At 38.5% G+C, this 25,137-nt stretch carries 26 protein-coding genes; 10 read left to right on the forward strand and 16 right to left on the reverse strand.

Annotation, left to right across the window (positions count from 1 at the left end; all coding sequences use genetic code 11):
* Nucleotides 1–74: 74 nt before the first annotated feature.
* The 3 genes from lpxM to znuA all read right to left on the reverse strand — a co-directional run bounded on the left by lpxM (nt 75) and on the right by znuA (nt 3,437).
* Nucleotides 75–1,049, reverse strand: coding sequence for a lauroyl-Kdo(2)-lipid IV(A) myristoyltransferase (gene lpxM / locus EHE21_RS09920; RefSeq protein WP_194950576.1), 975 nt, complete (start codon nt 1,047–1,049; stop codon nt 75–77).
* Between the two features lie 105 nt (nt 1,050–1,154).
* The gene (mepM, locus tag EHE21_RS09925) at nt 1,155–2,480 is read right to left on the reverse strand and encodes a murein DD-endopeptidase MepM (protein ID WP_194950577.1); all 1,326 of its coding nucleotides are present in this window, start codon (nt 2,478–2,480) and stop codon (nt 1,155–1,157) included.
* Nucleotides 2,481–2,492: 12 nt separating this feature from the next.
* Entirely contained in the window at nt 2,493–3,437 is a 945-nt protein-coding gene (gene znuA / locus EHE21_RS09930; protein WP_088495458.1) for a zinc ABC transporter substrate-binding protein ZnuA, read from the reverse strand.
* Between the two features lie 74 nt (nt 3,438–3,511).
* Between znuA and znuC the strand changes: the two genes are divergently transcribed.
* Both znuC and znuB read left to right on the forward strand, forming a co-directional pair.
* The gene (znuC, locus tag EHE21_RS09935; protein WP_151435258.1) at nt 3,512–4,237 is read left to right on the forward strand and encodes a zinc ABC transporter ATP-binding protein ZnuC; all 726 of its coding nucleotides are present in this window, start codon (nt 3,512–3,514) and stop codon (nt 4,235–4,237) included.
* The gene (znuB, locus tag EHE21_RS09940) at nt 4,230–5,015 is read left to right on the forward strand and encodes a zinc ABC transporter permease subunit ZnuB (RefSeq protein WP_069369079.1); all 786 of its coding nucleotides are present in this window, start codon (nt 4,230–4,232) and stop codon (nt 5,013–5,015) included. The genes znuC and znuB overlap by 8 nt, the downstream gene beginning before the upstream one ends.
* Nucleotides 5,016–5,112: 97 nt before the next feature.
* On the opposite strand, the gene EHE21_RS09945 is transcribed toward znuB, so the two are convergent.
* The 4 genes from EHE21_RS09945 to ruvC form a co-directional block, all read right to left on the reverse strand.
* Nucleotides 5,113–5,589, reverse strand: a complete 477-nt coding sequence (locus tag EHE21_RS09945) for a macro domain-containing protein (RefSeq protein ID WP_194950578.1) — start codon at nt 5,587–5,589, stop codon at nt 5,113–5,115.
* 34 nt (nt 5,590–5,623) lie between these two features.
* A complete protein-coding gene (gene ruvB / locus EHE21_RS09950; RefSeq protein ID WP_109393837.1) occupies nt 5,624–6,634 on the reverse strand; it encodes a Holliday junction branch migration DNA helicase RuvB in 1,011 nt (336 codons plus the stop codon).
* A gap of 12 nt (nt 6,635–6,646) precedes the next feature.
* Nucleotides 6,647–7,267 (reverse strand): Holliday junction branch migration protein RuvA, encoded by a 621-nt coding sequence (ruvA, locus tag EHE21_RS09955; RefSeq protein ID WP_075671063.1) that lies wholly within the window; start codon nt 7,265–7,267, stop codon nt 6,647–6,649.
* Nucleotides 7,268–7,370: 103 nt separating this feature from the next.
* Nucleotides 7,371–7,892 (reverse strand): crossover junction endodeoxyribonuclease RuvC, encoded by a 522-nt coding sequence (ruvC, locus tag EHE21_RS09960; RefSeq protein WP_006536599.1) that lies wholly within the window; start codon nt 7,890–7,892, stop codon nt 7,371–7,373.
* On the opposite strand from ruvC, the gene EHE21_RS18985 reads away from it, so the two are divergent.
* Nucleotides 7,882–8,004 (forward strand): hypothetical protein, encoded by a 123-nt coding sequence (locus EHE21_RS18985; RefSeq protein ID WP_267463807.1) that lies wholly within the window; start codon nt 7,882–7,884, stop codon nt 8,002–8,004. The genes ruvC and EHE21_RS18985 overlap by 11 nt on opposite strands.
* A gap of 12 nt (nt 8,005–8,016) precedes the next feature.
* Here the strand turns inward: EHE21_RS18985 and EHE21_RS09965 are convergent, their stop codons facing one another.
* The 3 genes from EHE21_RS09965 to aspS are packed head-to-tail and all read right to left on the reverse strand — an operon-like array spanning nt 8,017 to nt 11,022.
* The gene (locus tag EHE21_RS09965; RefSeq protein ID WP_194950579.1) at nt 8,017–8,772 is read right to left on the reverse strand and encodes a YebC/PmpR family DNA-binding transcriptional regulator; all 756 of its coding nucleotides are present in this window, start codon (nt 8,770–8,772) and stop codon (nt 8,017–8,019) included.
* 27 nt (nt 8,773–8,799) lie between these two features.
* Nucleotides 8,800–9,234, reverse strand: coding sequence for a dihydroneopterin triphosphate diphosphatase (nudB, locus tag EHE21_RS09970; protein WP_194952618.1), 435 nt, complete (start codon nt 9,232–9,234; stop codon nt 8,800–8,802).
* A 3-nt stretch (nt 9,235–9,237) separates the two neighbouring features.
* On the reverse strand, nt 9,238–11,022 hold the full coding sequence (aspS, locus tag EHE21_RS09975) for an aspartate--tRNA ligase (RefSeq protein WP_088495453.1): 1,785 nt from the start codon (nt 11,020–11,022) through the stop codon (nt 9,238–9,240).
* A gap of 266 nt (nt 11,023–11,288) precedes the next feature.
* Here aspS and EHE21_RS09980 point away from each other — a divergent pair, with 266 nt between their 5' ends.
* The 5 genes from EHE21_RS09980 to EHE21_RS10000 all read left to right on the forward strand — a co-directional run bounded on the left by EHE21_RS09980 (nt 11,289) and on the right by EHE21_RS10000 (nt 16,389).
* Nucleotides 11,289–11,687: an MAPEG family protein gene (locus tag EHE21_RS09980; protein ID WP_023582071.1), complete on the forward strand. Its 399-nt coding sequence runs from the start codon at nt 11,289–11,291 to the stop codon at nt 11,685–11,687.
* 187 nt (nt 11,688–11,874) lie between these two features.
* A complete protein-coding gene (gene cmoA, locus EHE21_RS09985) occupies nt 11,875–12,627 on the forward strand; it encodes a carboxy-S-adenosyl-L-methionine synthase CmoA (RefSeq protein ID WP_100159385.1) in 753 nt (250 codons plus the stop codon).
* Nucleotides 12,627–13,601, forward strand: coding sequence for a tRNA 5-methoxyuridine(34)/uridine 5-oxyacetic acid(34) synthase CmoB (gene cmoB, locus EHE21_RS09990; RefSeq protein WP_194950580.1), 975 nt, complete (start codon nt 12,627–12,629; stop codon nt 13,599–13,601). The genes cmoA and cmoB overlap by 1 nt, the downstream gene beginning before the upstream one ends.
* 154 nt (nt 13,602–13,755) lie before the next feature.
* A complete protein-coding gene (locus EHE21_RS09995) occupies nt 13,756–14,586 on the forward strand; it encodes a hypothetical protein (protein ID WP_194950581.1) in 831 nt (276 codons plus the stop codon).
* A gap of 228 nt (nt 14,587–14,814) precedes the next feature.
* Entirely contained in the window at nt 14,815–16,389 is a 1,575-nt protein-coding gene (locus EHE21_RS10000; protein ID WP_194950582.1) for an ATP-binding cassette domain-containing protein, read from the forward strand.
* A 49-nt stretch (nt 16,390–16,438) separates the two neighbouring features.
* Here the strand turns inward: EHE21_RS10000 and cutC are convergent, their stop codons facing one another.
* Both cutC and EHE21_RS10010 read right to left on the reverse strand, forming a co-directional pair.
* Nucleotides 16,439–17,191, reverse strand: coding sequence for a copper homeostasis protein CutC (gene cutC / locus EHE21_RS10005; RefSeq protein ID WP_194950583.1), 753 nt, complete (start codon nt 17,189–17,191; stop codon nt 16,439–16,441).
* Between the two features lie 154 nt (nt 17,192–17,345).
* Nucleotides 17,346–17,900 carry a VOC family protein gene (locus EHE21_RS10010; RefSeq protein WP_088495448.1) on the reverse strand — a complete coding sequence of 185 codons (555 nt, stop codon included), beginning with the start codon at nt 17,898–17,900 and terminating at the stop codon, nt 17,346–17,348.
* A gap of 172 nt (nt 17,901–18,072) precedes the next feature.
* On the opposite strand from EHE21_RS10010, the gene argS reads away from it, so the two are divergent.
* A complete protein-coding gene (gene argS, locus EHE21_RS10015; RefSeq protein WP_194950584.1) occupies nt 18,073–19,803 on the forward strand; it encodes an arginine--tRNA ligase in 1,731 nt (576 codons plus the stop codon).
* Between the two features lie 145 nt (nt 19,804–19,948).
* Here the strand turns inward: argS and EHE21_RS10020 are convergent, their stop codons facing one another.
* The 3 genes from EHE21_RS10020 to EHE21_RS10030 form a co-directional block, all read right to left on the reverse strand.
* Entirely contained in the window at nt 19,949–20,221 is a 273-nt protein-coding gene (locus tag EHE21_RS10020; protein WP_088495446.1) for a hypothetical protein, read from the reverse strand.
* Nucleotides 20,222–21,244: 1,023 nt separating this feature from the next.
* A complete protein-coding gene (gene murJ, locus EHE21_RS10025) occupies nt 21,245–22,780 on the reverse strand; it encodes a murein biosynthesis integral membrane protein MurJ (protein ID WP_194950585.1) in 1,536 nt (511 codons plus the stop codon).
* Between the two features lie 144 nt (nt 22,781–22,924).
* Entirely contained in the window at nt 22,925–23,521 is a 597-nt protein-coding gene (locus tag EHE21_RS10030; protein WP_194950586.1) for a TetR/AcrR family transcriptional regulator, read from the reverse strand.
* 104 nt (nt 23,522–23,625) lie between these two features.
* On the opposite strand from EHE21_RS10030, the gene EHE21_RS10035 reads away from it, so the two are divergent.
* A complete protein-coding gene (locus EHE21_RS10035) occupies nt 23,626–24,273 on the forward strand; it encodes a GNAT family N-acetyltransferase (RefSeq protein ID WP_194950587.1) in 648 nt (215 codons plus the stop codon).
* Nucleotides 24,274–24,369: 96 nt separating this feature from the next.
* Here the strand turns inward: EHE21_RS10035 and rimJ are convergent, their stop codons facing one another.
* Nucleotides 24,370–24,951: a ribosomal protein S5-alanine N-acetyltransferase gene (rimJ, locus tag EHE21_RS10040; protein WP_194950588.1), complete on the reverse strand. Its 582-nt coding sequence runs from the start codon at nt 24,949–24,951 to the stop codon at nt 24,370–24,372.
* Between the last annotated feature and the right edge of the window lie 186 nt (nt 24,952–25,137).

Consider the following 25,137-nt stretch of genomic DNA (forward strand, 5'->3'; position numbering starts at 1 on the left):
GTCCAAAATCTTAATAGCAAAACGGGCACTTTATTAAGTGCCCGTTTTTTATTTACTTATTTTTCGGACAAGAACTAGTCCAGAATATTCTCACGAGCATAAGGCTCTATTTCGCCCTCTTTACGTGTTTTCAGTAATTTTAAGATCCACGTATATTGTTCTGGCGTTGGTGTCACTAGAGCTTCTAACTCTTCATTCATTCTACGTGCAATATACTCATCATCTTTATCTTCAATATCATCCATTGGTTCACGCACAATAATATTAAGTTGATGCGTTTTATGACAATACACTGGAAACAGAGGCACAATAGCCGCTCGGCACACTTTCATTAACCGCCCAATCGCGGGTAATGTCGCTTTATAAGTCCCGAAAAAATCTACAAATTGGCTATGCTCTGCACCATGATCTTGATCTGGCAGATAATAGCCCCAGTAACCTTGTCGTACAGAAGAAATAAATGGCTTAATACCTGCTTCGCGTGAATGTAATCGACCATCAAAATGATGACGTGCTTTATTCCATAAATAATCAGCAACGGGATCTTTTTGATGATGGAACATCGCTGCCATTTTCTGACCTGTTGATGCTAACAGCATTGCAGGGATATCAACGGCCCATCCATGAGGCACCATAAAAATGACATTACGACCTTGCTCTTTAAAACGCTCAATGATTTCTAGTCCCTGCCAAGATGTGCGCTTTAATATACGCTCAGGGCCTCTTAAGCAAAGCTCTGCTAACATCACAAAGGATTGAGGCGCAGTTTCAAACATACTGTCGAGTACATTTTCACGTTGCGTTTTATTCCATGTTGGAAAACAGTATCTCAAGTTGATATCTGCACGACGTCTTGCGCTTTTCGCTTTACGTCCAACAAAACGACCAATAGAAGCAAGAAATGGATCACGCCATTTTACTGGCATATAAGCCAATGCACTTAATACACCTGCACCTAACCATGTTCCCCAATGACGAGGATGCAAATATGCACGGTGAAAAGTGGGTACATAACCCGCTTTGCTATCTGTATCTTTTTCTTTATTCATCAGATAACTCTCTGAACTGATACCCCAAATAGGCGTAAAAAACATTAAAACAAAAGCGGATGATATCAATCATCCGCTTTTATGTCTTTAAAATCGTGTTTATTGTCAATCGGCTAGCACTAATTGCGGCTTAATCTCTTTTACTTTAGCTAGATATTCTTGTTTATCTTTACCTGTTAAACCATCAGCACGAGGTAAGGTCGCTGTTAGTGGATTGACTGCTTGTTGGTTGATCCACAGCTCATAGTGCAAATGAGGTCCCGTAGAACGCCCTGTATTGCCTGATAACGCAATTCTATCTCCACGCTTAACACGTTGCCCTGGTTTTACAAGTAACTGGCGTAAGTGCATATAACGTGTCGTATATTGGCTACCATGACGAATAGCAATAAAGTTACCTGCGGCACCACTGTATTTAGCCACAATAACTTCGCCATCCCCTGTTGCTAATACAGGTGTACCCACTGGCATTGCAAAATCGACACCTTTATGAGCAGCTAAACGACCTGTAACAGGATTAATACGACGAGGGTTAAATTGAGAGGAAACTCTAAACTGCTTCACTGTTGGGAATCGCATAAATCCGCGTTCTAATCCACCAGCTTGGCTATCATAAAAACGACCATCTTCAGCAAGGAAAGCATAGTAGTCTTTACCTGCGCTGCGTAAACGCACACCAATAAGTTCACTTTGTTCTGTACGACCATCAAGCACTTCGCGAGAAAAGAGTGCTGCAAATTGATCGCCACTTTGTAGTTTTTTAAAGTCTACTTGCCATTGCAATGCTTTAGTCACTGCACGCGCTTCTGAATTCGTTAAACCTGCATTCGTTGCACTAACAGAGAAACTTCCACGAATAACACCGGTGGTAACACTGTTTTTCCACTCACCTTTTTGAAACTCTTTTGTCTCTTTAAAGCCCGTTTCTGTACGGGTATAAACACGAGTTTCACGGCGAGAAACACCCCAACTTAACTCTTTTAATAACCCATTATCATCAAGCTCCCAACTAATTGGTTGTCCGATTTTAAGGTTTCTAAGATCTTTATTTTGATTAGAAATAGTTGCGATATCAGCTGAATCAATACCAAACTGAGTCAATATTGAACTTAATGAATCGCCACTAGAGACAATATAAGTATGAGGGACTTGTGCAACTGCGGTGCTTGCATCGGAGCCATCATCAGCATCGACTAAGCCTTCGTCAGTAAGTTGATCACTACTGTCAGTGATAATGTCATCTGTATTTTCATCTTGGTTGGCAAGAGGCATTTGGATGCTGACAGGAACTTCTCGGTTTTGCTCATTTTGAAGAACCACTGGTCGCCAAATTGCGACGGCCAGTGTTGCTGCAGTTAACGAACCGAGCATGATCTTATGTGGGAGTGGTAAACTTAAATATACCTGTGCAATGGATTTCTTCTGCTGCACGTTCTTAATTCCTTATTGTGTTTCATTCAGGCAGCTCGCATATTGGTTAGCTAGTTGGGTAAGGAATTTTATATAGCTCTCTTGAGTCAGAGCAATCCCACTTCCTAGGGGGTCTAATACACCCATTTTAACCCCAGTGCCTTTCGCCACTGTTTCTATTACTGTCGGCCTAAATTGTGGCTCAGCAAAAATGCAAGTTGCTTTTTGCTCAACCAACTGTGTTCGTATTTGATGTAATTTCTGTGCACCCGGCTGTATTTCAGGGTTGATCGTAAAATGACCTAACGGCTTTAAATTATAATGTTTTTCGAAGTAGCCATAAGCATCATGAAAGACAAAATAACCCTTATTTCTCACAGGCGACAGAATATTAACAAGATTCTTATCAGTTTGCTTGAGTTGTTCGCTGAATTTACCTAGGTTTACGTCCAGAAGTTCTTTTTTATCTGGATAGAGTGTAATTAACCTTTCGTGGATCTGTTTTGCAGACGACAACGCAATCTCTGGTGATAACCAGATGTGCATATTATAATCACCGTGAGAATGATGTTCGTGATTTTCCTCATGTTTATGCACATTGTCATCATCATCTTTCAATAAAAGTGACTTTATTTCGTCAGTTTCCGCTAAAGCCAACTTATGATTGTCAGTAAGTCTGTTTAATGGCTTATCTAAAAACACTTCCATATCAGGGCCCACCCATACCATCAGGTCTGCGGAGGTGATTTTTTTTAAATCAGAGGGTTTTAATGCATAATCGTGTGGAGATGCCCCATCTGGTAATAAAACTTCTGTTGGTGTTACTCCATCAGCGATAGCAGCAGCAATAAATCCTAGTGGTCTAATGGAAACGACGACATCAGCCTGCACTGAAGCACTGAATGAGCTTATCATCGCTGTAGCTAAAAACGATTTCAATAAAAAACGGTGCGCAAATTTGTTGTTTTTATGTAACATAGGAAGAATTCTCGTGAATCATCATTGGAAATGTTATATTATAACGTTTCAATGATTCTGCAAGTGCTAATTTTATGTCTGACTTGATTTGTTTAAAATCGGTTTGTGTTTCTTTTGGTGAAAGAGAAATTTTAAAAGATATCTCTTTTGATCTAAAAGCAGGCCGTATTCTTACTTTACTTGGCCCTAATGGTGCGGGTAAATCTACGGTTATCCGTTTAGTTCTTGGTTTATTAAATCCAACCTCAGGAAAAGTTGAGCGTCAAAATGCGCTACGCGTGGGCTATGTGCCACAAAAACTTTATCTCGATCCCACAATGCCACTCACCGTTAAACGGTTTATGACACTAAAACCGGGTGTTCATGATAAAGATATTCTCCCTGCTTTAGAACGAGTTAATGCGGCGAAATTAATCAATCAGCCGATGCAAAAGCTCTCTGGTGGTGAGTCTCAACGTGTATTGTTAGCAAGAGCGTTGCTTAATCAGCCCCAACTTTTAGTTTTAGATGAACCCACTCAAGGTGTTGATGTTAATGGTCAATTAGCACTTTATGATTTGATTAATCAGCTTCGTCACGAATTAGGTTGTGCCATCTTAATGGTTTCTCATGATCTTCATCTTGTGATGGCAAAAACGGACGAAGTCCTCTGCTTAAATGGTCATATTTGCTGTTCAGGCACACCAGACGTTGTTTCTTCTCATCCTGAATTTATTGCCATGTTTGGAAGTCGTGGTGCTGAGCAACTTGGTATTTATCGTCATCATCACCAGCATAGTAAGGAGTGTCGTCATGATTGAGTTGCTGTTACCGGGTTGGATTGCCGGTATGCTCTTAGCAATGGCGGCGGGCCCTTTGGGCTCTTTTGTCGTTTGGCGTCGTATGTCTTATTTTGGTGATACCTTAGCGCACGCTTCATTACTGGGTGTTGCATTTGGTTTGCTGTTTAATATCGAGCCTTTTTACGCTGTTATTGCAGTCACCCTTCTTCTCGCTATTCTATTGGTTTGGTTAGAATTAAAACCTCAACTTTCTGTCGATACGCTTTTAGGGATCATGGCACACAGTGCGCTTTCTTTAGGGCTTGTAGTTGTCAGTTTAATGTCGAATGTGCGTGTTGATTTAATGGCTTATCTATTTGGTGATTTGCTGTCTGTAAACTATCAAGACGTTATCAGTATCTTTATTGGTGTTGTGATTGTTTTATTCGTGATCATTCGTTCATGGCGTCCTCTGCTCTCCATGACGATTAATCAAGATATGGCATTTGTTGATGGTGTGAATATTCAGCGAGAACGCTTAAAGTTAATGATGATCACCGCGTTAACCATTGGTTTAGCCATGAAATTTGTAGGTGCTCTGATCATTACTTCTTTACTGATCATTCCAGCAGCAACCGCTCGTCGTTTCGCTCGTTCTCCAGAACAAATGGCTCTGATTGCAATCGCTGTTGGTATGTTGGCAATTACAGGCGGCTTAACCTTCTCTGCTTTCTATGACACACCCGCTGGTCCTTCTGTTGTTTTAGCCGCAAGTTGCCTATTTATTTTGAGTCTATTTGCACCTGCTAAACAGTAATTATTTCCAGCACATTAGATAAATAAAACCCCAACAACACTATGTTCTTGGGGTTTATTTTTATCTTTTTTAATTGAATGTCTGAAAATCGATCTTTCTATTTTTTGCTTAATTCAGCTTCATCTATGGGAGCATAAATTAGCACATGAACATCCGCTAAAGGTTCCATTGCGCTTTTAATTTTTTCATACACCACAGACCATTCTAGGCCGCCTAAACCCGCCCCTAAAGGTGGGATGGCAATAGATTTAATATTGCGCTGTTTAATTTCATTAACCAGTGTAATTAACCCAGCCTCAATATCTTCAATACAACTTGCATTTCGCCAGTGTCGTTTTGTTGGGAAATTAACAATAAAACGAGGGTGAGTCGCTTTTTGTATTTCATAAATAAACATTACACCGGGTGTCAGTTCTTTATTTTTGCACGCTAAAGCATAAGCTTTAAAATTATCAGGCCATGCTTTTTTAAATTGTAAGGCGATACCGCGCCCCATTACACCAACACAATTAACGGCATTTACAATTGCCTCGGTGTTTGCATGTAAAAGATTGCCTCGAGTCAGTTCTATCATTTAAATCACCTCCAATCTGATGCTGATATAAATATTAAGGCTCTTCTACGATACGATTAAAATGACGATAGGCGTGATTAGTGGCAACTCGACCTCTTGGTGTGCGCTGAATAAAACCTTGCTGAATTAAATAAGGTTCTAATACGTCTTCTATGGTTTCACGCTCTTCACCAATAGCGGCTGCAAGGTTATCTAATCCTACAGGCCCACCCATAAATTTATCAATGATGGCAAAAAGAAGTTTGCGATCTAAATAGTCAAAACCTGCCGCATCCACATTCAACATATCAAGCGCTTTAGACGCAATTTCTTCATCAATAGCACCATTGCCCTTTACTTGGGCAAAATCTCTCACACGGCGCAATAATCGATTAGTAATACGCGGTGTACCTCGTGAACGCATAGCAATTTGGCGAGCGCCTTCGTCTGTCATCTCTAATCCCATAAAACTGGCACTGCGAGAGACAATGTGTTGGAGATCGTCAACATTATAAAATTCAAGACGTTGAACAATACCAAAACGATCACGCAATGGAGATGTTAAAGAGCCCGCTCGGGTGGTTGCACCCACTAAGGTAAATGGCGGTAGGTCGATTTTAATTGAACGAGCCGCTGGTCCTTCACCAATCATAATATCGAGTTGATAATCTTCCATTGCTGGGTAAAGAATTTCTTCAACAACGGGTGAAAGACGATGGATTTCATCAATAAACAGCACGTCATGAGGTTCAAGGTTAGTTAGCATCGCGGCTAAATCACCTGCTTTTTCAAGCACAGGACCTGATGTCGTGCGTAAATTAACACCCATTTCATTAGCAATGATATTTGCTAATGTGGTTTTACCTAATCCGGGAGGTCCGAAGATAAGCAAATGATCGAGAGCATCATGACGCAATTTAGCCGCCTGAATAAAAATCTCCATCTGTTCGCGAACTTGCGGTTGCCCAACATATTCGGCAAGAGATTTAGGACGAATAGCCCTATCAATAATTTCTTCTTCAGGTTGTTGAATTTCTGCTGAAATCAGGCGATCTGCTTCAATCACAATGTGTTACTCCTAAATAGCCGCGCGCAACGCTTCTTTAATAAGTGTTTCGCTATCTGTACCCAGTTTTGCCACTTTGCTGATCATTTTTGCAGCTTCTTGTGGTTTATAGCCTAATGCGATTAATGCAGCAGAGGCTTCAGCTTCAATATCAGCCGCTTTTGGCGCTTTAGGTGAAGTGCTTTCTGGTAACTCGATATCACTATTTTCGAATAAATCACCATTAAGACCTTTAAAGCGATCTTTCATTTCAACCACTAAACGCTCAGCAGTTTTCTTACCTACACCCGGTAATTTCACTAATGAAGTGATAGATTCATTTTCAATAGCGGTCACAAATTGGCGAGCAGACATGCCAGATAAAATGGCTAAAGCGAGTTTAGGTCCCACACCATTTACTTTAATTAATTCACGAAAGAGTGCGCGCTCTTGTTTTTGGTTAAAACCATAAAGTAATTGTGCATCTTCGCGTACGATAAATTGCGTGTAGATAATGGCTTCTTGACCAATATCAGGCAATTCATAAAAACAGGTCATTGGCATATTGATTTCATAACCTACACCATTACCTGCCTCAATCAGCACCACTGGTGGCTGTTTTTCAAGAATAATTCCTCTGATACGACCTATCACCCTAACGCCTCCGCAAAAATAATTACGTCAAGTTTATAACATAAAAAAAGCTGGACGTATATCCAGCTTGTGAAAAACCAAAGACATTTACCAAGATAACAACTTATCTTAATCGACCTCGCGTTAAAACTAGACGCGGATCACCTACACGTAATAAATTTTGGTTAAAGTGACAATGTGTAATCGCAATTGCTAATGCATCGGCTGCATCCGATTGTGGTGCCGCGGATAATTTTAATATTGAACGCACCATATGTTGCACTTGGCTTTTTTCAGCCGCACCTGTACCCACAACGGTCTGTTTAACTTGGCGAGCAGCATATTCAAAAACAGGTAAATCGTTATTAACTGCCGCAAGTATTGCTACACCGCGCGCTTGCCCAAGTTTAAGTGCAGAATCAGCATTTTTAGCCATAAACACTTGCTCAACCGCAAACACATCTGGCGAAAATTGAGTAATGATTTCGCTAACACCTGCATAAATACGTTTAAGTCGATTAGGAAGGTCGGGAACTTGTGTGCGAATACAACCGCTTCCCAAATAGATAAGTTGTCGCCCTTGCTGTCGAATTACACCGTAGCCTGTAACACGCGAACCGGGGTCTATACCTAGAATGATAGCCATATCAATTCCTGTTGCCGATATGGTCGATGGCGAGAGAAAAGAGCAAAAAAATCTGCTCTGCTCTTCTCTTCGCACTTTTAATAACAGCGTTGAACACCGTTATTTTCGATAATCGCTAGAACGATTACAGGATATCTTCCAGTTGTTTTGCAACTTCATCTGAGATATCACCGTTGTGATACACTTCTTGCACGTCATCACTGTCTTCTAACATATCGATAAGACGCATTAATTTTGGTGCAGTTTCAATATCTAATTCTGCTTTAGTCGATGGGATCATCGAAACTTCAGCTGATTCAGCCACAAAACCTGCTGCATCCATCGCATCTTTTACATCACCAAAAGATTCTGGTGTGGTGTAAACATCGATAGCGCCATCATCAAAAGTCTCAACGTCATCAGCACCTGCTTCTAACGCAGCTTCCATAACAGCATCTTCATCAACACCCGGTGCGTATGAAATGACACCTTTTTTGGTAAACAGGTAAGATACGGAACCATCAGTTCCTAAGTTACCACCTGTTTTGGTAAATGCATGGCGAACATCGGAAACAGTACGGTTACGATTATCACTTAAGCATTCAACCATCACAGCAGTACCTGCTGGGCCATAGCCTTCATAAATGATGGTTTCCATATTATCGTTGTCATCATTACCCACACCACGTGCAATTGCACGGTTTAAGGTGTCACGAGTCATGTTGTTCGATAATGCTTTATCAACTGCCGCACGTAAACGCGGGTTAGTTGCAGGATCACCACCACCTAAACGTGCTGCTGTAACTAATTCACGGATGATTTTAGTGAAAATTTTACCGCGTTTCGCATCTTGCGCTGCTTTACGGTGTTTTGTATTGGCCCATTTACTATGACCTGCCATGAAATATCTCCAAACGTGGTCTAATCATTAAATAACAAATTCTTCAATCGCTTGCTGATTACTGGCGGATTTTGTTAATTTTGCCGCCAGTGGCGCGTCTAGCCATTGGTATTGCGAATGCTCAGTTAGCACAATATCTCGCTCTGCGGGTAGTGCTAATGTAAACCAATGTTCCTGACAATGTGTAACATCTGGTGCATAACGATGCCGAAAATGTGCAAAAATCTCAAAAAGAATTGAGCGTTGGCAATCCACCAGCTCAAGATTTTCTTTTATGATATCAATTCCAACTTCTTCTTGCACTTCGCGCAACGCCGTTTGAAAAGGCGTTTCTTCCGCTTCTAAGCTCCCTGTCACAGATTGCCAGAAATCAGGATCATCTCGACGCTTTAGCATAAGCACCCGTTTGGTCTCTTTTGCATAAATAACAACTAAAACGGATATCGGGCGCTTATATTTCATCATTTACTCTTTATCTTCGCTAACTTCTTTTTGAGTTACTGCAATCGCTAACTCTTTTAAAGAATCTTCATTAGCAAAGCTTGGTGCATTAGTCATTAAACACGCAGCAGCTGTTGTTTTAGGGAAAGCAATAACATCACGAATGTTATCAGTCCCCGTTAACAACATGACTAAACGGTCTAAACCAAATGCTAAACCTGCATGTGGTGGAGTACCAAATTTAAGCGCATCTAATAAGAAACCAAATTTCTCTTGTTGCTCATTCGGTGCAATACCTAAAATGCTAAATACCGCTTGTTGCATTTCATTACGGTGAATACGCACTGAACCGCCACCCACTTCATAACCATTGATAACCATATCATACGCATTTGCCACAGCACCTACTGGGTGTGCAGTTAATTCAGCTGGTGATAAGTCTTTTGGAGAAGTAAATGGATGGTGCATCGCACTTAAGCTGCCGGTTTCTTCATCTTCTTCAAACATTGGGAAGTCAATAACCCACAATGGTTTCCATGCATTTAAATCGGTCAGTTCAAGATCACGACCCACTTTCAGACGCAGAGCGCCCATTGCATCACTCATTGTGCCTTTACGACCTGCGCCAAAGAAAATCAAGTCGCCGTCTGTTGCGCCTGTTGTTTCTAAAATTGAGTTAACAACATCGTTAGTCAGGAATTTAGCGATTGGGCTTTGTACACCTTCAATGCCTTTCGCACTTTCATTGACTTTCATCCACGCAAGGCCTTTAGCGCCGTAAATACCAACAAACTGTGTATATTCGTCGATATTTTTACGAGTTAATGATGCGCCACCCGGTACACGCAATGCGATAACACGGCATCTTTCATCATTTGCCGCTTGTGCAAATACACTGAACTCAACATCTTTGACTAAATCAGCGATGTCTTTAAGTTCCATTGGGTTACGTAAATCTGGTTTGTCTGAACCATAACGACGCATTGCTTCAGCAAAAGTCATTACTGGGAACGCACCTAAATCGACATTCAGAACATCTAACCATAATGCATGGATCATACGCTCCATCACTTCGCGCACTTGGTCTGCACTCATGAAAGAGGTTTCAACATCGATTTGTGTAAATTCAGGCTGACGGTCAGCACGTAAGTCTTCATCACGGAAGCATTTTACGATTTGATAGTAACGATCAAAGCCAGACATCATCAGTAGCTGTTTAAAAAGCTGTGGTGATTGTGGTAATGCGTAGAATTTACCTTTATGTACACGGCTTGGAACTAAATAGTCACGCGCACCTTCTGGTGTCGCTTTTGTCAGCATTGGGGTTTCAACATCAAGGAAACCTTCACCATCCATAAAACGGCGAACAAAGCTTGTGATTTTAGCACGGGTTTTTAAGCGATCTGACATTTCAGGGCGACGCAGGTCTAAATAACGATAAGTTAAACGACGCTCTTCAGTATTTGTTTGATTGCTATCTAACGGTAATGGCTCTGAACGGTTAAAAATAGACAGAGATTCTGCCGCTAACTCAATTTCACCTGTTGCCATATTTTTATTAACTTGGCTATCAGGACGAGCGCGTACTGTTCCTGTGACTTGAATACAAAATTCATTACGCAGTTCTGAAGCCTGAGAAAATGCCTCTTTCTGCTCTGGGTCAAAGAAGACTTGAACAATACCTTCGCGATCTCGCATATCAATAAAGATAAGTCCACCTAAGTCACGGCGACGGTTAACCCAACCACAAAGAGTCACTTTTTGGCCCACATGGGCGCTATTCAACTGCCCACAATAATTAGTACGCATACAATATCCTTTTACTCAGCTTGTTGTGCTTTCTGCTGCGGAAATTTTGGCAATAGTCTTTTTCGAGTAGTGTCAAAAAAAAGGCAGACATTATAACGAAAATTCTTCCCGGAGATAAGAGTATAGACCTAGTTTATATGATACATCTTTTCAAGGATTTGCTAATCCCCAAACAATTAATTAATAATAATTATTTATAGCGACAGAAGTCGCTTTGAGGTTTATCATTAAATTCGCCGTTTTTTGGCTTTGGCAATGGAGAAAAGATGGTTAGCTCGCTTTATATCGTACTGGGCGCACTATTATTGATTAAATTGTCCCTCAATGTCGTAAAACTCAGAACACAATATCGGGTTGCTTATGGTGATGGTGGCTTTTATGAATTACAAACAGCCATCCGTGTTCACGGCAATGCGGTAGAATATATTCCGATTTCCATGATCTTATTACTGGTCATGGAAATGAATGGTGCTTTTGTTTGGATGGTACACATCTGTGGCTCAATTTTAATCGCAGGTCGTTTTTTACACTCTTATGGATTAAAACACCGTGAACTTCGCTGGCGTCGTTCAGGCATGGCAGCCACTTACTTATCAATGGTATTGATGATCATTGCTAATATTTATTTCCTTCCTTGGATACAAATCTTTTCCTTTTATTACTAAGTCCTCGCGGGAATAACATGATCATCCATGATCAAAACCGACATCCTTGCTGTTGTGTCTAATAACGGCAAGGTATCAAAAAGGTTTATTTATTTTTTCCAATTTCTTTCTAAATAATGCAACTTTGTGAGCACCGTCGCTTCTGGTAGAATGCTTGCTTCTTTTATTCCTTAAACCTATTTTAGTTATGTCGAATTCAAAATCATCACAACAAGACAGCTTATTTGCGACACCTATCGCTAACCTCGGTGACTGGCGCTTTGACGAAAAAGTCGCTGAAGTGTTTCCTGATATGATAAAACGCTCAGTACCAGGTTACTCTAATATTATTTCCATGATTGGTATGCTTGCGGGTCGCTTTGTTACACCCAATAGCCAAGTCTACGATTTAGGCTGTTCTTTAGGTGCAGCAACCCTTTCCATGCGTCGTAATATTGATGCTGCTGGTTGCAAAATTATTGGTGTTGATAATTCACCTGCAATGGTAGAACGCTGTCAGCGCCATATTGATGCCTATAAAGCAGATACACCCGTTGATATTATTGAAGGTGATATTCTTGATATCGAGATCAACAACGCCTCAATGGTCGTACTTAACTTCACCTTGCAATTCTTAGCACCAAACGATCGCCAAATATTATTAAACCGAATTTACCAAGGTCTTAATCCCGGCGGTGTGTTAGTACTTTCTGAAAAATTCAGTTTTGAAGATAAAGAAATTGGTGAGTTACTGTTTAATATGCACCATGATTTCAAACGCGCTAATGGTTACAGTGAATTAGAAATTAGCCAAAAACGTAGCATGTTAGAAAATGTCATGCTGACCGATTCTGTTGAAACGCATAAAACTCGCTTACATAATGCAGGTTTCCCACATGCGGAAGTTTGGTTCCAATGTTTTAATTTCGGCTCTCTTTTAGCGATTAAAGGCAATAATTAATGATTAATTTTGGCTCGTTTTATCAACTTATTGCGCAAGATGAGCGCTTATTTCATTGGTTAGATACATTACCTGCTCAATTATCAGAATGGCGCTCAAATGCGTTACACGGTCACTTTTCCTCATGGGAAAGAATGCTTGATGGCTTGCCAGAGATTGCCCCTACTGAGATTGACTTAAAAAATGGTGTGATTGCTCAGCATACTCCAGCATTAAGCGCAGGCGAGCAACTGGGATTAAGCAACGTTTTAAAAAATTTAATGCCGTGGCGTAAAGGTCCATTTTCACTTTATGGCGTCGATATCGACACAGAATGGCGCTCTGATTGGAAGTGGGATCGTGTTTTACCGCATCTTTCACCACTTGAAGGCCGTTTAGTATTAGATGTTGGTTGTGGCAGTGGTTATCACATGTGGCGGATGTTAGGTGAAGGTGCAGAATTTGTTGTCGGGATCGACCCTACTCAACTTTTCTTATGCCAATTTGAAGCAGTCAGAAAATTATTAGGTAATGACCAACGCGCACATTTAATTCCTGTTGGTATTGAGCAAATGCCTGAATTAAATGCCTTCGATACCGTATTTTCTATGGGTGTACTTTATCATCGCCGCTCACCTCTTGATCATTTATGGCAATTAAAGAACCAATTAGTGTCTGGTGGCGAATTAGTATTAGAAAGCCTCGTTGTTGATGGTGATGAATTCCAATGTCTGATCCCGGGTGAACGTTATGCACAAATGCGTAATGTGTACTTTATTCCATCTGCAAAAATGCTGAAAGTTTGGCTAGAAAAATGTGGCTTTAAAGATGTGCGCATTGTCGATGAAAACACAACCTCTCTTGATGAACAACGTAAAACGGATTGGATGGTAACGGATTCATTAGAGGCATTCTTAGATGCTGATGATAAAACAAAAACAGTTGAAGGTTATCCCGCACCTAAACGCGCGATATTAATTGCAACTAAACCCTAAGCTTTATTTATTTTAAGTGTGTTACAGATAATCATTACAAAAAGGGTATCTTATAGAGATATCCTTTTTTCTATATCAATTTAAATGTTTTAAAATCACTTTTTCTAACTTAGACCTTATTACATCGATAAAATTGACTCTATAAAAGATCATCATGGCGAAATATAAAGAAAATAAACAAACTAAACAAAAAAGGATCGCACAACAAAAACAGCAATCGCTGGTTCTTAACGAGCACAGAAAAGAGAATGAAAAACGAGAACTCTTTTTTTCTAATCAAAATTTTTTAGAAAATGAGTCACCCATTACACTTACGCCATTACAGCGTAAAATCAGTGCGTTATTCTCTTGGTTTGATTATTTTACTCAATTCTTTTATATCGCTTTTATTATTACTGCATGGTGTTATCCCGCGTTGTTTAGCGTTCAAACCATTTATAATTTAACCGTTATTTTTATCTTTGAGTTTATTCTTGTTCATTCAGGTCTGTTTATGGCTGTACTAGCACGAACTAAACTTATTTTTGTTCTTATCCCTGTTTATAGCGTATTTGCCTTTATGATTAATAGTTTTATTATGGGCGATGAGAATATTGTGCTTTGGCTCTACGCGGTTATTGTCGCTAATCGCCTTATTGGTAGCTATCAAGCAAAAAGTAGAGAGGCTTGGAATAAAAACGTTCTTAATTCTGCATATATGACGCTCAATTTTCTATTTTGCATCTTCTTAATTGCAATGATCCGCTTTATTGTTCCTTATGGTGGATTAACACCTGAATATTTAGATAAAGTAAATTATTTAAATTTAATCGCTTCACATAGTGAATATTTTAATGCACCTCATGTTGGCATGGCGTTAGGAACACTTTTATATACTATTCCTTTTATTTTTCTGACAATAACAATGTTTTCACCTCTTTATAAAAAAATTAAATTTAAGTTTATTTATAACAGAGAAAAAACAACACGCGGCTCACGACGTTAATCCCTATTGATCTTGGCATGTTTATCGCTATAATAGGCGCGTTACATTCCCTATCCTATTTTATTTTTAAGAAGGCACTTCCCTACGATGAATTAAATTCTGCCAGAAAATTTTTTCAAATACCTTTTTGGGTATTTATTTTCTGTTACTGGCAGACAATAATTTATTTCGTCGCATCTAAAAAAGATCACGGCTGTCTGCCACCTATTTCGCTTAGGAGGTATTATTATGACAATAGCCTGTCACTTCTCACAACTGACTATCGAATTTAATCAGCAAACTCTTTTTCCACCGTTAACTCGCTCATTGGCTTGTCAGCAAAATGCATTGATCGGTCATAACGGCAAAGGAAAATCTGTACTGTTAAGATTATTAGCACAAAAAATATTACCAACCGCTGGTCAAGTTAATTGGAATATGCCTTTTGTTCACGTTGATCAATTAACCCGATTACAAGGCGATACACTTGCTCAAGCGTTAGATATTCATGAAATTTATCAAGCATTCCAACGCGTTGATGCAGGTATTGCTACATTAGAAGATATTGAGTTGCTCGATGGTAAATGGCAACTTCCTGTTACGTGGCAGAATTTATTAGATTCAGCACAACTCCCTGTTGCATTAGATACCCCTATTGCGCATCTAAGTGGTGGAGAACAGACACGTTTAGCACTTTGTCGCGCTTTTTTATGCGAGCAGAGTTTTCTGCTCTTAGATGAGCCAGATAACCATCTTGATTATCAAGGACAACAATGGTTAATAAAACAGTTAGCTCAGCACAAAGCAGGATCTCTTATTGTTAGTCATAATCGAAACTTGCTCTCATATGCGGATACGATTCTTGAATTAAGCGAGAAAGGTTTATCTGAATATGGAGGAAATTATACTTTATATGAGACACAAAAAAGTGCAGAAATAGCCTCGTTGGAAGCCGCAAGTGATCGACTAAACAGCCAAATTAAAAATGAGAAACGCCAGCAACAAGCGACATTACAAAAAGCAGCACAACGAAAACGACAAGGCGAATCAATTAGGAAAAGTGGCTCTCAATGCTTACTTTTATTGGATATGCAAACAAATCGGGCTGAACAAAGACAATCTGCAGTTGCAAAGCGTCATCAGCGCGTAATCGATGATATGCAATCTCAAAAACAAGGTGTCGATGAGGAAAAATCACATGTTCATCAACAAAAAATGGTGTTGAATTATCAAAGTGATGGTCACCGTTTAAATGTATTTGTTGATAATCTTCAACTTCCATATGGTTATCAGCACCCTATTTCATTCTCAGCTTACGGTAATGAACATTGGCATATTAAAGGTAAGAATGGATGTGGGAAATCAACATTATTAAAATGTTTAATTGAACAATTTGCACCGCTTTCTGGTGAGTTTCGTCTAAACAAGGACTATTGCTATCTCGATCAACACCTTGCTTTACTTGATAAAACATTGCCTGTTGCACAAGCACTACACCAATATCAGCCTGCTATTTCTATTGAGCAATGGCGAACACGCCTTGGGATGTTGAGAATTAGAGGTGATAAATCTTTACTACCGCTTGAAAAACTAAGTGGTGGCGAGCAATTAAAAGCAACGTTATTGGCCTTAACTCATAGCCCAAAACCACCTGCGGTATTATTACTCGATGAGCCAGATAATCACCTTGATATCGAGTCCAAACAACTATTGGAAAATTTACTTGTTGAATACCAAGGTACATTATTACTGGTTTCGCATGATGACGCTTTTGTGGAACGCTGTGGTATTACACATACGTTGTTATTAGACGAGATTGCATAAAAAACTGCGCCATAAAAGGCGCAGTTCTAAAATCTTTAATTTGTGCTAATTAAGATGCTAATGGTGCATGAATACTCATAATATCTTTCATCGCTTCAACCGTATCTTCATCTACACAGTAATGCGTAAATTCATCCACTTCACTGTCAGAGCTCATGGTTACACCTGCTTTACGGTAAATCATAGTTGAAGGCGCCACTTTCCCTGCTGAACTGTGTATTTCTTTTAATCCTGCATCTAAGAATTTTTGGATATTACTGAGTCTTACACCAGCCCCCGCCATAATGATAGGGCCTTGTGTTTTCTCATTTAACGTTCGTAATAATGGCAAACCTAGTTCCGCGTTTGCCTGCTGTCCTGACGTTAGAATACGAGAAACACCTAGCTGAGTCAGTTGTTCTAGCGCTAATAATGGATTAATACACATATCAAAAGCGCGATGAAAAGTAATGGCTAATGGGCCTGCAAGCTCCATTAAAATTTCCATTTTAGGTAAATCAATATGCCCTTCTTCATTTAAAAGACCAACAACTGCTCCTGAAAATCCCATATCACGGATCAAACTAATATCATTTTTCATTGCTGAAAAATCAGCTTGTGTATAACAAAAATCACCACCACGAGGGCGAACAATGGGATGAACGGGAATACGAACCAAATCTCTGACTTGTCTTAGCATTCCAAAGCTTGGCGTAATGCCACCTTCTGCTGGACTCGTGCACAGCTCTATTCTGTCTGCACCCGCTCGTTCTGCTACCAACGCACATTCAGCGCCAAAACAACAAATCTCCAACGTAGCCATATCATCCCTCTCCATCCTTAATAAAGAAAGTAATCAGAAAATAAACATCATTTCTTAGCGATTTCTAACAATAGTTGTCGAATCTCGTTATTCATTCAATTCTGCTATCAGAATTTTGTGCTGACACAAGCAAACTATTTTCTGAAAGTGTCGCTCAACACTCACTTTCTACGATTTCAAGTAACGAATAAGGATGATACTTCACTGTGACTTTTCCATTAGAAATAGCCACTGTTGGATTAGGTAAACGTTCTTTCTCACCTTTAGGTTCACTGATTTTTAAGCTAACACTCTCAGGTAACATTTCAGGTAAAAATGACATAACTTTAGTCACTAAATCAGTTGGCTCAACGGGGATCACTTGCTCAATATGCTCCCAACCTTGATACTCATATTTTTTATTTGTGGGAAAAGGTAACTCAACGATGGAAACAGATTGATTTAAAATAGTTAATGGCGTTTCTAATTGAAATAGATATATTGGCCGTCCATTAATTACATTATCAGAAATACACTTTCCACACTGGCTTAATCCTGCTCTCCACTGCTCCGCTAACGCTAAATCGTGACAACGTAACGATACGTGATCCGTGAGATGGGCGGATAAATCTATACTCAAACTATTGGCAAATAGCGTCATATTTTCTTCAAACAAAGAAAGCTCGTGAGTTAAATCATTTAATTGAGGAATTGAAGAAAATAACACCATTTTGAATAACCTTAATGAAAAAACAGAGAAAAAACCTTAAAGATAAGGCCGAGATGGTAGCATGTTCTAGCCGGAATATGTTATAAATTCAAGGTTAATCCCAATTCTTTATAAAAAACCTGTCAGGCTTTTGTCGTCAGGTTTTATTTTCTCAATAATTTAAGGTAACCCGGTGAATATTCAGGCTTTTCTTTCAGAAAAAATCAGTGTGGCAATGTGTGCTGCTGGCGCACCCGCTGATAGCGAACCTCTTGTCCGTCAGTCAGCCAAAGTACAATTTGGTGACTATCAGGCAAATGGTGTCATGGGAGCTGCAAAAAAAATGGGGATCCCACCCCGACAACTCGCAGAAAAGATCTTAGAAAAGCTCGATATTACGGATGTTGCAGATAAAGTTGAAATCGCAGGTCCGGGTTTTATCAATATCTTTTTATCTTCACAATGGGTTGCCAAGCAAGCTGAAGCCGCATTAGCAGATGAACATCTAAACGTAACACCCGTTGAACCTCAAACTATTGTTATCGACTACTCATCTCCGAACGTTGCGAAACAGATGCACGTTGGGCACTTACGCTCGACCATTATTGGTGATGCAAGTGCGCGTACTTTGTCTTTCTTAGGTCATAATGTTGTTCGTGCTAATCACCTTGGTGATTGGGGTACGCAATTTGGTATGTTAATTGCGTATTTAGAGAAAAAACAGAATGAAAATGCCGCTGATATGGCGTTGTCTGATCTCGAAGAATTCTATCGCGAAGCGAAAAAACATTATGATGAAGATGAAGTATTCGCAGAGCGTGCCCGTAATTATGTTGTGAAATTACAAAGTGGTGATGAATACTGCCGTACAATGTGGCGCAAATTAGTTGATATCACCATGCAACAAAACCAAGTGACTTATCAACGCCTTAACGTCACATTAACCGAAGATGACATTATGGGTGAAAGTCTTTATAACCCAATGTTAGCGGGTATTGTTGCTGATTTAAAAGCAAAAGGTCTTGCAGTAGAAAGTGAAGGTGCAACGGTTGTTTTCCTTGATGAGTATAAAAACAAGGAAGGTGAACCTATGGGTGTTATCGTTCAGAAAAAAGACGGTGGCTACCTATATACAACAACCGATATTGCTTGTGCAAAATACCGTCACGAAACATTACACGCTGATCGCGTACTCTATTATATTGACTCTCGTCAGCACCAGCATTTAATGCAAGCTTGGACGATTGTTCGTAAAGCAGGCTACATCCCAGATTCAATGTCACTCGAACACCATATGTTCGGTATGATGTTAGGTAAAGATGGTCGTCCGTTTAAAACTCGTTCTGGTGGCACTATTCGTTTAACCGATTTACTTGATGAAGCCCAAGAAAGAGCCCGTACATTAATCGCTGAAAAAAATCCAGATATGGATAAAGACGAATTAAATAACGTTGCTCGCGTTGTGGGTATTGGTGCTGTTAAATACGCTGACTTGTCAAAAAACCGTACAACAGATTACATCTTTGATTGGGATCTGATGTTAAGTTTTGAAGGTAACACAGCACCTTATATGCAATATGCATATACTCGTGTTGCTTCAATCTTCAAACGTGCAGAAATTGATGAAAATGCGTTAACACAACCTATCGCACTAACACAATCTCATGAGAAACAACTTGCATTACGTTTAGTCCAATTTGATGAAACCATTATGCAAGTTTCCCGTGAAGGAACGCCTCACGTTATGTGTGCTTATCTTTATGATCTGGCACAAGCCTTCTCTGGCTTTTATGAAAACTGCCCTATCTTATCTGCTGAAGATGAAAACACTCGCCAAAGCCGTCTAAAACTGGCTCGTTTAACCGCGAGAACCTTAAAACAAGGTTTAGATACTTTAGGCATTGAAACCGTAGATAGAATGTAATTCATCTCTATTTTCAAATAGCAGTGATAAAAAAACCGATGGCATTAACCATCGGTTTTTTATTATGCATTAAGTCTTAATTCAATATAGCTAAAATAACACTTCAAGCAATTGTGTAATCAAACTTCCAAATGCTACTTAATCATTAGTCTTCATTAGCAGTTATAACATCCTGACACAGTAGCCCTCTAATATCTTTTGCATCAATCCACCCATCAACACTATCTATTGGCTTGCTAGGGCTGTATAAGCGGTCATTGACATCTTTAGCGGTGAAAGCAAGCTTCTCATTAGTTTTGTCAAATACGCCCACACAGTTAACTGGAGTGAGTCTTGAGGTATTAATTTTTCCGTCAGCAGTACAACCTGCAAGAAATAATGTAGCTAATGATACAGAAATGATAATTGCTTTTTTCATAGTAGCTCCTTGACGCTTTTATTTTTATTTTTACCAAAAACCACAAAGTGGTTATTTAGTAGTCTTTAAACTAGAAATATTTAATGATTTATAACTGCTTTGAGTATAACGAATAAATGGAGAAATATTTGAGTTATTGAGCTATTAATAAAAAAATAAGAAATATTGAGAAGGAATAGAAAAGAGAGGGAAAAACAGAAAACAACGGCGGACAAATGAAAGCAATAATTAGTGTACCATACTGAATTCTCAGTAATCTAATTATCTATTAAAAATAGATTTAGCATTAATTTCATTATTCACACGACTTATTGTTTACTGCTTATCCCCAGCAATCGTGTTACCTATTTGAAGCGCAGACAAAATAGATATGATCACTTTCAGTAGTACTGAACGATAACAAGCAAATAACTTTACAGTCACGGTTAATCTACCTGAATAAAGAAATAATAATATGTCTTAAATCAAAAAAATTAAATGTTTTAAAATATACTGCAATATTTTGAAATATTTGCAATATCTCATCATTAAGTAAGAAATATTTAACAGATGTGTCAATTTTTAAACCTATACAACACAAGAGAGTTTATCTAAAAAAAGATAATTCGTCAAACCGTAAGTGCTTAGAATATAGTGTCTATTTTTTTACTTTATGTAGAATCCCACCATTAGTAAACAAATTGTCTAAAGATATTCGATATGATTAATGATTAGATAAATTTATTAATAACCATCAAAAAATGTGTTCCAATGCCTAAAATCTGTATAAACCATTTAGAAATTGGAAAAAAAATTTAATAAAAAAAAGAGCAAGAAAAATATTTTTTGTTTTTTCTTGCTCTTTTTTCTCTTTCTAAGAGTAGTCAGAATCATGTGACTAAATGCTAGAAGTGTGATCTATGACGCATTATAAATAGTCTAAAAATAGAGAAAGGTTCTAAACGAGGAAAGTTGTGTTGATAAAAACATTGTTAATTTTGCAACTCCTCGCTTTTATACAAAAGCGAGGAGTCACTGTTTCAGTTATAACGCACGTAGTGAGAAATGACGAGGTCTAAACCCTAATGCATACAGCGCAACAAAATAACTCCCTGCTCCGGCTACTACAACCAACAACAAACGTAATATACGCATTGGCATACTGCCAATATCCCAACTTGGCATGATCCACAACATTCCAACTAATACAGCACCCATTACGGCAAGTGCAATAACAAGTTTCAATAAAAACACAGGCCAACCGGCTAAAGGCTGATAGATATCTTTCTTACGGATTTGCCAAAACAACATAGAGGCATTGAAACAAGCCGCAATACCGATTGAGAGCGCAAGACCCACATGTTTTAAGCTACCAATAAACGCAAGGTTCATTAATTGTGTGAGGATCAATGTGGCAATCGCAATTTTTACGGGGGTTTTAATATCCTGACGAGAATAAAAACCCGGTGCTAAGATTTTTATGATAATCAGCCCCATTAATCCAACACAGTAAGCGATTAGCGCTTGTTGTGTCATTAATGCATCATGAGCATTAAAATTGCCATATTGGAATAAAGACGCCGTTAAAGGCCCTGATAGTACCGCTAAACCAATAGTACAAGGCAGTGCTAATAAAAAGCACAGTCTTAACCCCCAATCCATCAGTTTTCTATACTCTTCAGTTTTACCACTGGCGAAACTCTTAGATAATGAAGGAAGTAATATTGTACCTAATGCAACCCCTAATACCCCTGTCGGTAGCTCCATCAAGCGATCTGCGTAATACATCCAAGAGACGGAACCAGAAACTAAAAAAGAAGCAAAAATAGTATTAATAATTAATGATATTTGGCTAACTGAAACGCCTAAAATAGCAGGTCCCATCAATTTCATCACACGCCAAACACCGCTATTTCTAAATGAGATACGCGGTAAAACAAGCATACCGATTTTTTTCAAATGTGGTAATTGATACCCAAGTTGTAATATTCCTCCCGCAACAACCGCCCACGCCAAAGCCATAATAGGAGGATTACAGTAAGGGGCGACGACTAAAGCAAAAAAGATCATGCTGACATTGAGGAGCGTCGGTGCAAATGCGGGTACTGAAAACCGATTCCAAGTATTTAAAATAGAGCCTGTCAATGAAGCTAATGAAATAAGAAAAATATAAGGAAAGGTGATCCGTAATAGGTCAGTCGTTAATTGAAATTTATCAGGTGAACTACTAAAACCCGGTGCTGTAACATAAATCACCCAAGGCGCAGCAATAATACCAATCACGGTGACCACGGCTAAAATAAGCGTCAGCATACCCGAAACATAAGCAATAAAGGTACGCGTTGCTTCCTCACCTTGCTGATTTTTATATTCTGCCAAGATAGGAACAAATGCTTGAGAAAATGCCCCTTCAGCAAATATACGACGTAATAAGTTGGGCAATTTAAAAGCTACAAAAAAGGCATCGGTTGCCATACCTGCGCCAAAAATACGCGCAATAATTGCATCACGAATAAATCCTAGTACCCGTGAAAATAAGGTCATAGAACTCACTGCGGCGAGTGATTTAAGTAAATTCATAAAGTCATTCTAATTTTTGTTGAATGGAATAAAAAGAAAGGGACTATACTCCGTCTCTAACATCGAAAAATCAATCTTCAATTAGCTAGGAATACGCTGACTCTGCTTATCTTCGACTAATCAAAGTGATTAAAAAATAGCGATTTATGGCTTTGTGAGCATTTTTTTCAACATCACTTCCAACATAGCGTGGTTCTCTCTTTCATTAAATTCAGGATCAATAATATTTCTTCCCATTGAACCATCTGCGATAACTAACAGCCATGTTGCAATTTTTTCAGGTTCAAGTGTTGAGTCTATCTGCCCTTTTTTAATACCGTTTTTCAGCATCGCAATCAAACGCTGTTTGTTGTTTCTTTCATTTTCAATAAAAATCTCGTGAATGCTCGCATTACGTGAAGCTTCAGCAAAAATTTCAATGCTGATACGTGCATATTCTGGGTGATTATAGAGCTCTATAATTTCCTTCATTAAATCGATAACTGCTTGAATGCACTCTTCTTCAGCTTCATAGCGACAAAAAATATCATCAAATAGCTGTGCATCTTCTAATGCTATCGCTTCAATAATCGAATTTTTATTTGGAAAGTAATGAAATACATTTCCTGGACTCATACCTGCTTCATGACAGATTTCTGCTGTTGATGTGGAGTGAAAACCTTTTACAGCAAAGCAACGTATTGCAGCATCAATAATATGCTTCATTTTCGCTTTTTGTTTTTCAGTAACAGTCTTGTTCATAACATTAAAAATCTCTGGACAAAATAAATTAGACTGATTAGTCTATAAATAACTAGACCAAACAGTCTAAAAAGTTAACCCTATTATTGCAGAGTAACGATATCATGCAATTACTTAATGAACACTATCAGCTTCGTGTTGCAGAGCCTTCAGATATTCCTGAAATTATTCAATTATTTGCACAAGCATTTCGTTTTAAATTAAATGCTTTTAATATTGATAGCACTAATCCTAATCAACGTCAGCAATTAGAAGCTATTTGGAATTCATTAGCATGTAAAAAAAACAGCCAACAATTTGTTGTCACTGATAATGGAAAAATTATCGCAACATTTTGTTTAGTAATAAAAGAAAACAGCTTTACCGCAAATCCCTTTATTAAAACACCATCCTTAAATTATTGGCGCTTTGGTATTATTCATTATATTAAGCAAAAGATTTTCTTTTCTTTATTTAATTATACGCCAAATGAAAATGAAGCTTACTTGGCACATATTGCCGTTTTATCCTCATATCAAGGACACGGCATTGCCTACGCTATACTTGAGTGGATAACCCAATATACTAAAGATGTTCTGAAAAAAGCGTATTTATCACTTTATGTCGATATTCATCATGAAGGTGCGCTTTATTTGTATCAAAAGAATGGATTTTATATTGAAAAAGAAGAGTCATCACGCTTAACACAGTCTATTTTCCATATTCAACATTGGTACTATATGTTGAAAAAAACGGATCAAATGGCTTATTAAATATTACGATTATCATCAAAAAGAGGCTAAAAGCACTGACATAAAGACGTTTCTAATATGATTATAAACAGTGCTTTTCTTCCATAATGACCAATATTAACGTTTAAAATAGGTTCGCGTTGTTAATGCAGTCAGTACGTGATCTCGCCACTCTTGATTAATTTGTAGATAGTTTTTGGCATACCCTTCACGTTCAAAACCATGTTTAGCTAATAAGTTTCCACTACGTAAATTATGAGGCATATAATTCGCCATAATACGATGCATCCCCTGCAGTCGTTGCATATAGCGAAGTGTTTCCGTTAAAGCTTCAGACATATAGCCTTGACCTTGCCATTTTTCACCGACTGAATACCCCAAGAAACAGGCATTAAAAGCGCCTCGCATAACATTGCTGTAATTAGCGACACCAATAATTTCATCTTCCTTTTGTGTTAATAGTAGAAAATGAAAAGCACTTTCTTGTCGGTGCAGTTCGTTCATATATTGTAAACGGTGTTCCCAACCAGAGGGTATATAATGTGTTTTATCTCTTACGGGTTCCCACGGAATTAAAAAACGACGATTTAATGTATAATAATCAGCCAATCTTTCAGCATCTCGTTCGTATGCTAAACGAATTACCATTCTTTGTGTTTCAAAACGAATTTTAGGAATTCCGCCACGATAACCAAACATTACGATCTCATTATCCTTTGATATAAATAAGTCTAATTCTGAAGCAACTCTTCTTATTCTGCCACTAACCTTAATAAAAAAATATCATCTTTAATTTACTAGGAATTATGCACATTTAGAGACAGAATAGTCGAAGAAATAAATTATTTCATTCCCCCCTTATTTTATTTAAATTATTTGCTTATT

Source organism: Proteus sp. GOKU (assembly GCF_015475555.1).
GTDB lineage: Bacteria > Pseudomonadota > Gammaproteobacteria > Enterobacterales > Enterobacteriaceae > Proteus > Proteus mirabilis_B.

What these genes read in the sequence shown, in the direction of transcription:
- cmoA (WP_100159385.1), top strand. Translation starts at nt 11,875, where the DNA reads ATGTCGAATTCAAAATCATCACAACAAGACAGCTTATTTGCGACACCT.
- EHE21_RS10010 (WP_088495448.1), bottom strand. Translation starts at nt 17,900, where the DNA reads ATGGTGTTATTTTCTTCAATTCCTCAATTAAATGATTTAACTCACGAG.
- aspS (WP_088495453.1), bottom strand. Translation starts at nt 11,022, where the DNA reads ATGCGTACTAATTATTGTGGGCAGTTGAATAGCGCCCATGTGGGCCAA.
- EHE21_RS18985 (WP_267463807.1), top strand. Translation starts at nt 7,882, where the DNA reads ATGATAGCCATATCAATTCCTGTTGCCGATATGGTCGATGGCGAGAGA.
- cutC (WP_194950583.1), bottom strand. Translation starts at nt 17,191, where the DNA reads ATGGCTACGTTGGAGATTTGTTGTTTTGGCGCTGAATGTGCGTTGGTA.
- znuA (WP_088495458.1), bottom strand. Translation starts at nt 3,437, where the DNA reads ATGTTACATAAAAACAACAAATTTGCGCACCGTTTTTTATTGAAATCG.
- cmoB (WP_194950580.1), top strand. Translation starts at nt 12,627, where the DNA reads ATGATTAATTTTGGCTCGTTTTATCAACTTATTGCGCAAGATGAGCGC.
- EHE21_RS10000 (WP_194950582.1), top strand. Translation starts at nt 14,815, where the DNA reads ATGACAATAGCCTGTCACTTCTCACAACTGACTATCGAATTTAATCAG.
- EHE21_RS10030 (WP_194950586.1), bottom strand. Translation starts at nt 23,521, where the DNA reads ATGAACAAGACTGTTACTGAAAAACAAAAAGCGAAAATGAAGCATATT.
- znuB (WP_069369079.1), top strand. Translation starts at nt 4,230, where the DNA reads ATGATTGAGTTGCTGTTACCGGGTTGGATTGCCGGTATGCTCTTAGCA.
- nudB (WP_194952618.1), bottom strand. Translation starts at nt 9,234, where the DNA reads ATGAAATATAAGCGCCCGATATCCGTTTTAGTTGTTATTTATGCAAAA.
- EHE21_RS09995 (WP_194950581.1), top strand. Translation starts at nt 13,756, where the DNA reads ATGGCGAAATATAAAGAAAATAAACAAACTAAACAAAAAAGGATCGCA.
- murJ (WP_194950585.1), bottom strand. Translation starts at nt 22,780, where the DNA reads ATGAATTTACTTAAATCACTCGCCGCAGTGAGTTCTATGACCTTATTT.
- znuC (WP_151435258.1), top strand. Translation starts at nt 3,512, where the DNA reads ATGTCTGACTTGATTTGTTTAAAATCGGTTTGTGTTTCTTTTGGTGAA.
- EHE21_RS10035 (WP_194950587.1), top strand. Translation starts at nt 23,626, where the DNA reads ATGCAATTACTTAATGAACACTATCAGCTTCGTGTTGCAGAGCCTTCA.
- EHE21_RS10020 (WP_088495446.1), bottom strand. Translation starts at nt 20,221, where the DNA reads ATGAAAAAAGCAATTATCATTTCTGTATCATTAGCTACATTATTTCTT.
- lpxM (WP_194950576.1), bottom strand. Translation starts at nt 1,049, where the DNA reads ATGAATAAAGAAAAAGATACAGATAGCAAAGCGGGTTATGTACCCACT.
- EHE21_RS09965 (WP_194950579.1), bottom strand. Translation starts at nt 8,772, where the DNA reads ATGGCAGGTCATAGTAAATGGGCCAATACAAAACACCGTAAAGCAGCG.
- rimJ (WP_194950588.1), bottom strand. Translation starts at nt 24,951, where the DNA reads ATGTTTGGTTATCGTGGCGGAATTCCTAAAATTCGTTTTGAAACACAA.
- EHE21_RS09980 (WP_023582071.1), top strand. Translation starts at nt 11,289, where the DNA reads ATGGTTAGCTCGCTTTATATCGTACTGGGCGCACTATTATTGATTAAA.
- EHE21_RS09945 (WP_194950578.1), bottom strand. Translation starts at nt 5,589, where the DNA reads ATGATAGAACTGACTCGAGGCAATCTTTTACATGCAAACACCGAGGCA.
- ruvC (WP_006536599.1), bottom strand. Translation starts at nt 7,892, where the DNA reads ATGGCTATCATTCTAGGTATAGACCCCGGTTCGCGTGTTACAGGCTAC.